We start from the raw sequence: 9,938 nt of genomic DNA, 5'->3' as shown, positions 1-9,938 counted from the left end.
CCCCTTCCCATCCCGAACAGGACCGTGAAACGACTCCACGCCGATGATAGTGCGGATTCCCGTGTGAAAGTAGGTAATCGTCAGGCTCCCCTGCAGCATCAGAAACCCCACCCCACAAAGGTGGGGTTTCTGCGTTTACGGTCGGAGCTGGACTCACTATATAAGTGAGAGCTATGAGTTTGGAACGGTCAAGCAAGCCTTGACAGCAAGCGGTTGTTCCCTCATAATCATCAGTTCTCTGCGGAGGGGTGCCCGAGTGGCTAAAGGGGGCAGACTGTAAATCTGTTGGCTTACGCCTACGTTGGTTCGAATCCAACCTCCTCCACCAGAATGCAAGCTGTAGCAGTAGTTGGGAATCCATGGATCCTTGCGGGTGTAGCTCAATGGTAGAGCAGAAGCCTTCCAAGCTTACGACGAGGGTTCGATTCCCTTCACCCGCTCCAGTAACAAAGAAGTAGCGCCCATGTGGCTCAGTGGTAGAGCACTCCCTTGGTAAGGGAGAGGTCGGCAGTTCGATCCTGCCCATGGGCACCAGAAGTACTCGGTGATTGTTTGCGCGCGGCGCAACGTACGGATAAATCCTCTTAGGAGTCGAAAATGGCCAAGGGTAAGTTTGAGCGGACCAAGCCGCACGTGAACGTCGGCACGATCGGTCACGTTGACCACGGCAAGACCACGCTGACGGCAGCGATCACGACGGTGCTGACCAAGAAGTTTGGCGGCGAAGCGAAGGCATACGACCAGATCGACGCGGCGCCGGAAGAAAAGGCACGTGGTATCACGATCAACACGGCACACGTCGAGTACGAAACGGCTAACCGCCACTACGCCCACGTCGACTGCCCGGGCCACGCTGACTATGTGAAGAACATGATCACGGGCGCAGCGCAGATGGACGGCGCGATCCTGGTGTGCTCGGCTGCAGACGGCCCGATGCCGCAAACGCGTGAGCACATCCTGCTGGCGCGTCAGGTTGGCGTTCCGTACATCATCGTGTTCCTGAACAAGTGCGACATGGTGGACGACGCTGAGCTGCTGGAACTCGTCGAGATGGAAGTTCGCGAACTTCTGTCGAAGTACGACTTCCCGGGCGACGACACGCCGATCATCAAGGGTTCGGCCAAGCTGGCGCTGGAAGGCGACACGGGCGAGCTGGGCGAAGTGGCGATCATGAATCTGGCCGACGCGCTGGACACGTACATCCCGACGCCGGAGCGCGCAGTTGACGGTGCGTTCCTGATGCCGGTGGAAGACGTGTTCTCGATCTCGGGTCGCGGCACGGTGGTGACGGGGCGCGTTGAGCGCGGCGTCGTGAAGGTTGGCGAGGAAATCGAAATCGTCGGTATCAAGCCGACGGTGAAGACGACCTGCACGGGCGTGGAAATGTTCCGCAAGCTGCTCGACCAGGGTCAGGCAGGCGACAATGTGGGTATCCTGCTGCGCGGCACGAAGCGTGAAGACGTGGAGCGTGGCCAGGTTCTGGCGAAGCCGGGTTCGATCAACCCGCACACGCACTTCACGGCTGAAGTGTACGTGCTGAGCAAGGACGAAGGCGGCCGCCACACGCCGTTCTTCAACAACTATCGTCCGCAGTTCTACTTCCGTACAACGGACGTGACGGGCTCGATCGAGTTGCCGAAGGACAAGGAAATGGTCATGCCGGGCGACAACGTGTCGATCACGGTGAAGCTGATCAACCCGATCGCGATGGAAGAAGGTCTGCGCTTCGCAATCCGCGAAGGTGGCCGTACGGTCGGCGCAGGTGTGGTCGCTAAGATCCTCGAGTAACGCCAGAAAGTTCTCGTTGATCGGTAGTTTCGGGGTTGGCGGTGTCGTCAACCCCAAAATGGTTTAGGGGTATAGCTCAACTGGCAGAGCGTCGGTCTCCAAAACCGAAGGTTGGGGGTTCGATTCCCTCTGCCCCTGCCAACTCTCGCGCCGTATATGGCGCTTCGTTAAGGTGTTATGGCGAATCCTTCCGTCGAAACTGTAAATACATCCGGCGACAAGCTGATGCTCGTCGCGGGCGTATTGTTGGTCTTGGCCGGGTTCGTGGGGTTCTTCTGGCTCAGCGGCCAGGAATGGTACGTCCGCGGAGCCGCCTTGGCTGTTGGCGCTATCGCGGGTGTTGCAGTCGGTCTTCTCTCCGCGCCTGGCAAGGGTTTCATCGCTTTCGCCAAAGACTCGTACAAAGAAGTTCGCAAGGTTGTCTGGCCGACTCGTAAAGAGGCCACCCAGACGACGCTCGTAGTGTTCGGCTTTGTGTTCGTTATGGCGATCTTTCTTTGGATTAGCGACAAATCCATCGAATGGGCGATTTTCTCGGTGATTCTGGGTTGGAAATGATATGAGCGATACTCCGGCATCCCCGAGCGGCAAACGTTGGTACGTGGTGCACGCCTACTCCGGCATGGAGAAGAGCGTGCAACGTGCGCTTCAAGAGCGCATCGAACGTGCCGGCATGCAAGACCAGTTTGGTCAAATCCTCGTTCCGACTGAAGAAGTGGTCGAGGTGAAAGGCGGTCACAAATCGGTGACCGAGCGTCGTTTCTTCCCGGGCTATGTGCTTGTGGAAATGGAAATGACAGACGAAACGTGGCACCTCGTGAAGAACACGGCCAAGGTGACGGGTTTCGTAGGCGGTGCGCGTAATCGTCCGAGCCCGATTTCCCCGCGGGAAGTCGAGAAGATCATGTCGCAAATGCAGGAAGGCGTGGAAAAGCCGCGTCCGAAGACCCTGTTCGAAGTGGGCGAGATGGTGCGGGTGAAGGACGGTCCGTTCACGGATTTCAACGGCAGCGTCGAAGAAGTGAACTACGAAAAGTCGCGCGTCCGTGTTTCCGTTACAATCTTCGGCCGCGCAACGCCGGTCGAGCTGGAATTCGGCCAGGTCGAAAAGTTGTAATCCAGAATTCTACGGGGCGCACCGGTCGGTGCGTTCCGTATTTCGCGCTTACGGTCCGCGTAATGGCCGTTGAGGAGCGTAAGTAGTCTGTTTTTCGGCGAACGCGCGCTACTACTCACTGAATGTCCGCTTGTACTAGGGCGGCGTTCCTAAGAGGTTTTCAAAATGGCAAAGAAAATCATCGGCTTTATCAAGCTGCAGATTCCTGCAGGTAAAGCCAACCCGTCGCCGCCGGTCGGTCCGGCACTGGGCCAGCGCGGCCTGAACATCATGGAGTTCTGCAAGGCGTTCAACGCGCAGACTCAAGCTATGGAACCGGGTCTGCCGATTCCGGTCGTGATCACCGCGTTCGCGGACAAGAGCTTCACGTTCGTTCTGAAGACGCCGCCGGCTACGGTTCTGATCAAGAAGGCAGCGAAGATCGACAAGGGTTCAGCCAAGCCGCATACCGACAAGGTCGGCAAGATCACCCGCGCTCAAGCTGAAGACATCGCCAAGACCAAGATGCCCGACCTGACGGCAGCTGATCTGGACGCAGCGGTTCGTACGATCGCTGGTAGCGCCCGCTCGATGGGCATCACCGTGGAGGGCGTGTAAATGGCTAAGCTTTCAAAACGTCTGCAAGCATTTGCAGCCAAGGTTGATCGTCAAAAGCTGTACGCGATCGACGAAGCTCTGTCGCTCGTCAAGGAATGCGCAAGCGCGAAGTTCGACGAGTCGATCGACGTTGCAGTGCAACTCGGCATCGACGCGAAGAAGTCGGACCAAGTGGTTCGCGGCTCGGTCGTGCTGCCGGCAGGTACCGGTAAGTCGGTTCGCGTGGCTGTGTTCGCACAAGGCGAAAAGGCTGAGCAAGCTCGTGCAGCCGGCGCAGAAGTCGTCGGTATGGAAGACCTGGCTGAACAAGTCAAGGCTGGCAAGCTGGACTTCGACATCGTGATCGCTTCACCGGACACGATGCGCGTTGTCGGTACGCTCGGTCAGATCCTCGGCCCGCGCGGCCTGATGCCGAACCCGAAGGTTGGCACGGTTACGCCGGACGTCGCGACTGCAGTCAAGAACGCCAAGGCTGGTCAGGTGCAATTCCGTGTCGACAAGGCCGGTATCATCCACGCCACGATTGGCCGTGCTTCGTTCGAGCCGACGGCTCTGCGTAGCAACCTGAACGCTCTCGTCGACGCGCTGCAAAAGGCGAAGCCGGCAACGAGCAAGGGCGTGTACCTGCGTAAGGTTGCACTGTCGAGCACGATGGGCGTTGGCGTTCGCGTCGACCAGGCATCGCTCGCAGCACAGTAATAAATTTCATCGCCTCGATGTGAGTCGAGGCGGTTTTATGGGCTTTGGGCGGTCGCAAGATGGCAGTCTGCATCGAGCGACCGGTTGTCAAAGACCGTTGGCGGGAACGCAGCAGGTAGGCGAACCCTTAATGCAAAGCCAACGCAGATGGCGAACCCGAAAAGGTTTTGTAGTGATGAAACCGTTTGATGTCCGCAGCAATGTGGCCATCGGGCGGTCGAAATACTCCTGACTGGTCGGACGCCGTTATTGAACGCGGTACACAAGGCGCACGCTGCGTGTATCGAATCTGGAGGTTAACCGTGCCACTCAATAAAGAAAGCAAGCAGGCCGTCGTTGCTGAGGTTGCCGCGCAAGTCGCGAAAGCCCAGACCGTGGTTCTGGCTGAGTATCGTGGGATCACGGTTGGCGATCTGACCAAGCTGCGCGCGAAAGCGCGTGAGCAACAGGTTTACCTTCGCGTGTTGAAAAACACGCTGGCGCGTCGCGCTGTTGAAGGTACCCCGTTTGCTTCTTTGGCAGAGCAGATGACCGGTCCCCTGATCTACGGCATCTCGGAAGATGCCATTGCAGCTGCTAAGGTCGTCAACGACTTCGGCAAGAGCAATGACAAGTTGATCATCAAGGCTGGTTCCTACGAAGGCAAGGTGATGGACAAGGCTGGCGTGCAAGCGCTGGCAAACATCCCGAGCCGCGAAGAACTGCTCTCCAAGCTGTTGTACGTTATGCAAGCACCTGTTTCCGGCTTTGCGCGCGCTCTGGCCGCGCTGGCAGAAAAGAAACAAGGCGAAGAAGCTGCTGCGTAACGCACTTCAGTCGAGCGTGATTGATCGCTGGCTGTATCCGAATTCAATTTAGGAGTATTTCAAATGGCAATCGCAAAAGATGACATCCTCGAGGCAGTAAGCTCGATGTCGGTTCTGGAACTGAACGAGCTGGTCAAGGCGTTCGAAGAAAAGTTTGGCGTGTCGGCAGCTGCTGTTGCAGTGGCAGGCCCGGCAGGCGGCGGCGCTGCTGCTGCTGCTGAAGAGCAAACCGAATTCACGGTCAACCTGACGGAAGTCGGCGCGAACAAGGTTTCGGTCATTAAGGCTGTTCGTGAACTGACGGGTCTCGGCCTGAAGGAAGCGAAGGACCTGGTCGACGGTGCACCGAAGCCTGTTAAGGAATCGGTACCGAAGGCTGCTGCTGAAGAAGCCAAGAAGAAGTTGGAAGAAGCCGGCGCGAAGGCTGAAATCAAGTAAGTTTCGGCGCGTTGTGCGAAGGCTGGCGGTTTTCCACCGCCGGCCTTTTTGTGCTTTGTGGGAACCATGTTTTTGTCAGCCGGTTTCGGCAAGAACAGGGGTCCCAGAAGCCAAAGAAAATCGCCTATCGGCAATATTGACCGGCGCTTCTCTTTGTCTTCTGAAGCGACTGCAGAAGGCAAGTTTGGTCGGGTAGCGGGCAACATAGGCATCCGCTGCCGTCAGCCAGCGGTTGGTAGCGGCCAACCACCAAGCTTCTAGGCTCGTTCAAGCCATCGGACGGCCATCGGGTCTCAGTCGGTGAACACTCGGGTTGTCTCATCAAGGTATCCTGCCTCGACAACAATGCCCGCCGTGATTCGGAGATCGTATGCAATATTCCTTCACCGAGAAGAAGCGCATTCGCAAGAGTTTTGCGAAGCGCCCCATCGTTCACCAAGTACCTTTCCTGCTGGCTACCCAGCTTGAATCATTCAGCACGTTTCTGCAAGCAGACACGTCGTCCACGCAACGCAAGCCGGAAGGCCTGCAAGCTGCGTTTACATCCGTTTTCCCGATCGTTTCGCACAACGGTTTTGCGCGTCTCGAGTTCGTCAGCTACATGCTGTCGCCGCCGGCATTCAACATCAAGGAATGTCAGCAGCGCGGTTTGACGTACTGCTCAGCACTGCGCGCGAAGGTGCGCCTGGTGCTGCTCGACAAGGAATCGCCGAGCAAGCCGGTCGTCAAGGAAGTGAAGGAACAGGAAGTGTACATGGGCGAAATTCCGCTCATGACGCCGACGGGTTCGTTCGTCATCAACGGCACGGAACGCGTGATCGTTTCGCAGTTGCATCGCTCGCCTGGCGTGTTCTTCGAACACGACAAGGGCAAGACGCACAGCTCGGGCAAGCTCCTGTTCTCGGCCCGTATCATTCCTTACCGCGGCTCGTGGCTCGACTTCGAATTCGATCCGAAGGACGTGCTGTACTTCCGCGTTGACCGCCGTCGCAAGATGCCGGTCACGATCCTGCTGAAGGCTATTGGCCTGACGCCGGAACAGATCCTCGCAAACTTCTTCGTGTTCGACAATTTCACGCTGATGCCGGAAGGCGCGCAGATGGAATTCGTGCCGGAGCGTCTGCGTGGTGAAGTCGCACGTTTCGACATTACGGACCGTGATGGCAACGTGATCGTCCAGAAGGACAAGCGGATCAACGCCAAGCACATTCGCGATCTCGACAACGCGAAGACGAAGTTCATCTCGGTGCCGGAAGACTATCTGCTCGGCCGCGTGCTCGCGAAGAACGTTGTCGACGGCGACACGGGTGAAGTCATCGCTAACGCGAACGACGAAATCACCGAAACCGTCCTCGAAAAGCTCCGCGAATCGAAGATCAAAGACATCCAGACGCTCTACACGAACGATCTGGATCAAGGTCCGTACATCTCGTCGACGCTGCGTATCGACGAAACCGCGGACAAGATGGCTGCACGCATTGCGATCTACCGCATGATGCGTCCGGGCGAACCGCCGACCGAAGAAGCGGTCGAGGCGCTGTTCAACCGTCTGTTCTACAGCGAAGACGCATACGACCTGTCCAAGGTGGGTCGTATGAAGTTCAACCGCCGTGTCGGTCGCGACGAAATCGTCGGCCCGATGACGCTGCAAGACGACGACATCCTCGCAACGATCAAGATCTTGGTCGAACTGCGTAACGGCAAGGGCGAAGTGGACGACATCGACCACTTGGGCAATCGTCGTGTGCGTTGCGTCGGCGAACTGGCGGAAAACCAGTTCCGCGCAGGTCTCGTGCGTGTCGAACGCGCTGTGAAGGAACGCCTCGGCCAGGCCGAAAGCGAAAACCTGATGCCGCACGACCTGATCAACTCGAAGCCGATTTCGTCGGCGATTCGCGAGTTCTTCGGTTCGTCGCAGCTGTCGCAGTTTATGGACCAGACCAACCCGCTGTCGGAAATCACCCACAAGCGCCGTGTATCGGCACTTGGCCCGGGCGGTTTGACGCGTGAGCGCGCTGGCTTTGAAGTCCGCGACGTGCACCCGACCCACTACGGCCGTGTGTGCCCGATTGAAACGCCGGAAGGTCCGAACATCGGCCTGATCAACTCGCTCGCACTGTACGCGCACCTGAACGAATACGGCTTCCTCGAAACGCCGTATCGCAAGGTTGTGGACAGCAAGGTGACGGATCAGATCGATTACCTGTCGGCGATCGAAGAAGGCCGTTACGTGATCGCTCAGGCGAACGCGGCGGTTGCTGCTGATGGCTCGCTGACCGACGAACTGGTGTCGTCGCGTGAAGCAGGCGAAACGCTGATGGTGACGCCGGACCGCATCCAGTACATGGACGTGGCGCCGTCGCAGATCGTCTCGGTGGCAGCATCGCTGATTCCGTTCCTCGAGCACGATGACGCGAACCGCGCATTGATGGGTTCGAACATGCAGCGTCAGGCTGTGCCGTGTCTGCGTCCTGAAAAGGCCGTGGTCGGTACGGGTATCGAACGCACGGTGGCAGTCGACTCGGGTACGACGGTTCAGGCATTCCGCGGTGGTGTGGTCGATTACGTCGACGCAGGCCGTATGGTGATCCGCGTGAACGATGATGAAGCTGTTGCTGGCGACGTCGGCGTGGACATCTACAACCTGATCAAGTACACGCGTTCGAACCAGAACACGAACATCAACCAGCGCCCGATCGTGAAGGTCGGCGATATCGTGTCGCGTGGCGACGTGCTGGCTGACGGTGCATCGACCGACCTCGGCGAACTGGCTCTCGGCCAGAACATGCTGGTCGCGTTCATGCCGTGGAACGGCTACAACTTCGAAGATTCGATCTTGATCTCGGAGAAGGTGGTTGCGGACGACCGTTATACGTCGATCCACATCGAAGAACTGAACGTCGTAGCTCGCGATACGAAGCTCGGACCGGAAGAAATCACGCGCGACATCTCGAACCTGGCTGAAGTGCAACTCGGCCGTCTCGACGAGTCGGGCATCGTCTACATCGGCGCTGAAGTCGAAGCAGGCGACGTGCTGGTCGGTAAGGTCACGCCGAAGGGCGAAACCCAACTGACGCCGGAAGAAAAGCTGCTGCGCGCGATCTTCGGTGAAAAGGCTTCGGACGTGAAGGATACGTCGCTGCGCGTGCCGTCGGGCATGAGCGGCACGGTCATCGACGTGCAAGTGTTCACGCGTGAAGGCATTCAGCGCGACAAGCGTGCGCAACAGATCATCGACGATGAACTGAAGCGTTATCGCCTCGACCTGAACGACCAGCTGCGTATCGTGGAAGGCGATGCATTCCAGCGTCTCGCACGTATGCTGACCGGCAAGGTCGCAAACGGTGGTCCGAAGAAGCTCGCGAAGGGCACGAAGATCGAACAGGCTTACCTGGAAGATCTCGACCATTACCATTGGTTCGACATCCGCCTCGCGGACGAAGAAGCAGCGGCACAGCTCGAGGCTATCAAGGACTCGATCGAACAGAAGCGTCACCAGTTCGATCTGGCGTTCGAAGAAAAGCGCAAGAAGCTCACGCAAGGCGACGAACTGCCGCCGGGCGTGCTGAAGATGGTCAAGGTGTATCTGGCTGTTAAGCGTCGTCTGCAGCCTGGCGACAAGATGGCCGGCCGTCACGGTAACAAGGGCGTGGTGTCGAAGATCGTTCCGATCGAAGACATGCCGTACATGGCCGATGGCCGTCCGGCTGACGTCGTTTTGAACCCGCTCGGCGTGCCGTCGCGGATGAACGTGGGTCAGGTTCTCGAAGTGCATCTGGGTTGGGCCGCGAAGGGTCTCGGCTGGCGTATTGCAGAAATGCTGCAACGTCAGGCGAAGATCGCTGAACTGCGCGAATTCCTGACCAAGATCTACAACGAGTCGGGCCGCGCTGAAGAGCTGGACAGCTTCACGGACGACGAAATCGTCGAACTGGCGAAGAACCTGCGCGAAGGCGTGCCGTTTGCCACGCCGGTGTTCGACGGTGCGACGGAAGAAGAAATGTCGCGCGCGCTGGATCTGGCATTCCCGGACGACATCGCGAAGAACCTCGGCATGACGCCGTCGAAAAACCAGGTGCGTCTGTATGACGGCCGCACGGGTGAGATGTTCGAACGTACGGTGACTGTCGGCTACATGCACTACCTGAAGCTGCACCACTTGGTCGACGACAAGATGCACGCGCGTTCCACGGGCCCGTACTCGCTCGTGACGCAGCAGCCGTTGGGCGGTAAGGCGCAGTTCGGTGGCCAGCGTTTCGGTGAAATGGAAGTGTGGGCGCTCGAAGCGTACGGCGCATCGTACGTGTTGCAAGAAATGCTGACGGTGAAGTCGGACGACGTGGCGGGCCGGACCAAGGTGTATGAGAACCTGGTCAAGGGCGATCACGTGATCGACGCCGGCATGCCGGAATCCTTCAACGTGCTCGTGAAGGAAATCCGCTCGCTCGGTATCGATATCGACCTCGACCGCAACTAATCGGACTACGGAGAGA

The 9,938-nt window shown here is 58.2% G+C and carries 8 protein-coding genes, 4 tRNA genes and 1 rRNA gene; all 13 read left to right on the top strand.

From position 1 onward, the window contains the following. Positions 1 to 86, top strand: a 5S ribosomal RNA gene (rrf, locus tag P3T25_RS21700); the annotation flags it as partial. Positions 87 to 242: 156 nt separating this feature from the next. Next, a tRNA-Tyr gene (locus tag P3T25_RS21695) sits at positions 243 to 328 on the top strand. Positions 329 to 369: 41 nt separating this feature from the next. Next, a tRNA-Gly gene (locus P3T25_RS21690) sits at positions 370 to 443 on the top strand. Positions 444 to 459: 16 nt separating this feature from the next. Then, positions 460 to 534 (top strand) — tRNA-Thr (locus P3T25_RS21685). Positions 535 to 597: 63 nt separating this feature from the next. After that, positions 598 to 1,788 (top strand): elongation factor Tu, encoded by a 1,191-nt coding sequence (gene tuf, locus P3T25_RS21680; protein ID WP_063497539.1) that lies wholly within the window; start codon positions 598 to 600, stop codon positions 1,786 to 1,788. 65 nt (positions 1,789 to 1,853) lie between these two features. Further along, positions 1,854 to 1,929: transfer RNA gene (locus P3T25_RS21675), tRNA-Trp, on the top strand. Positions 1,930 to 1,965: 36 nt separating this feature from the next. After that, positions 1,966 to 2,346, top strand: a complete 381-nt coding sequence (gene secE / locus P3T25_RS21670; RefSeq protein WP_046567533.1) for a preprotein translocase subunit SecE — start codon at positions 1,966 to 1,968, stop codon at positions 2,344 to 2,346. A gap of 1 nt (position 2,347) precedes the next feature. Beyond that, entirely contained in the window at positions 2,348 to 2,905 is a 558-nt protein-coding gene (nusG, locus tag P3T25_RS21665; protein WP_007180147.1) for a transcription termination/antitermination protein NusG, read from the top strand. Positions 2,906 to 3,070: 165 nt separating this feature from the next. Further along, on the top strand, positions 3,071 to 3,502 hold the full coding sequence (gene rplK, locus P3T25_RS21660) for a 50S ribosomal protein L11 (protein WP_025496715.1): 432 nt from the start codon (positions 3,071 to 3,073) through the stop codon (positions 3,500 to 3,502). Then, positions 3,503 to 4,201, top strand: coding sequence for a 50S ribosomal protein L1 (gene rplA, locus P3T25_RS21655; protein ID WP_011490061.1), 699 nt, complete (start codon positions 3,503 to 3,505; stop codon positions 4,199 to 4,201). Positions 4,202 to 4,503: 302 nt separating this feature from the next. Continuing rightward, complete coding sequence (gene rplJ / locus P3T25_RS21650; RefSeq protein ID WP_054043370.1) at positions 4,504 to 5,007, top strand: 50S ribosomal protein L10; 504 nt, start codon at positions 4,504 to 4,506, stop codon at positions 5,005 to 5,007. A gap of 63 nt (positions 5,008 to 5,070) precedes the next feature. Then, positions 5,071 to 5,445: a 50S ribosomal protein L7/L12 gene (gene rplL, locus P3T25_RS21645; RefSeq protein ID WP_054043372.1), complete on the top strand. Its 375-nt coding sequence runs from the start codon at positions 5,071 to 5,073 to the stop codon at positions 5,443 to 5,445. A 370-nt stretch (positions 5,446 to 5,815) separates the two neighbouring features. After that, a complete protein-coding gene (gene rpoB / locus P3T25_RS21640; protein ID WP_054043374.1) occupies positions 5,816 to 9,922 on the top strand; it encodes a DNA-directed RNA polymerase subunit beta in 4,107 nt (1,368 codons plus the stop codon). Positions 9,923 to 9,938 lie beyond the last annotated feature (16 nt).

The sequence above is a fragment of the Paraburkholderia sp. GAS32 genome (genome assembly GCF_050434225.1).
GTDB classification, from domain to species: Bacteria; Pseudomonadota; Gammaproteobacteria; order Burkholderiales; family Burkholderiaceae; genus Paraburkholderia; species Paraburkholderia madseniana.
This window is presented reverse-complemented; position numbering and strand designations above follow the sequence as displayed.

What these genes read in the sequence shown, in the direction of transcription:
- tuf (WP_063497539.1), top strand. Translation starts at nt 598, where the DNA reads ATGGCCAAGGGTAAGTTTGAGCGGACCAAGCCGCACGTGAACGTCGGC.
- secE (WP_046567533.1), top strand. Translation starts at nt 1,966, where the DNA reads ATGGCGAATCCTTCCGTCGAAACTGTAAATACATCCGGCGACAAGCTG.
- nusG (WP_007180147.1), top strand. Translation starts at nt 2,348, where the DNA reads ATGAGCGATACTCCGGCATCCCCGAGCGGCAAACGTTGGTACGTGGTG.
- rplK (WP_025496715.1), top strand. Translation starts at nt 3,071, where the DNA reads ATGGCAAAGAAAATCATCGGCTTTATCAAGCTGCAGATTCCTGCAGGT.
- rplA (WP_011490061.1), top strand. Translation starts at nt 3,503, where the DNA reads ATGGCTAAGCTTTCAAAACGTCTGCAAGCATTTGCAGCCAAGGTTGAT.
- rplL (WP_054043372.1), top strand. Translation starts at nt 5,071, where the DNA reads ATGGCAATCGCAAAAGATGACATCCTCGAGGCAGTAAGCTCGATGTCG.
- rpoB (WP_054043374.1), top strand. Translation starts at nt 5,816, where the DNA reads ATGCAATATTCCTTCACCGAGAAGAAGCGCATTCGCAAGAGTTTTGCG.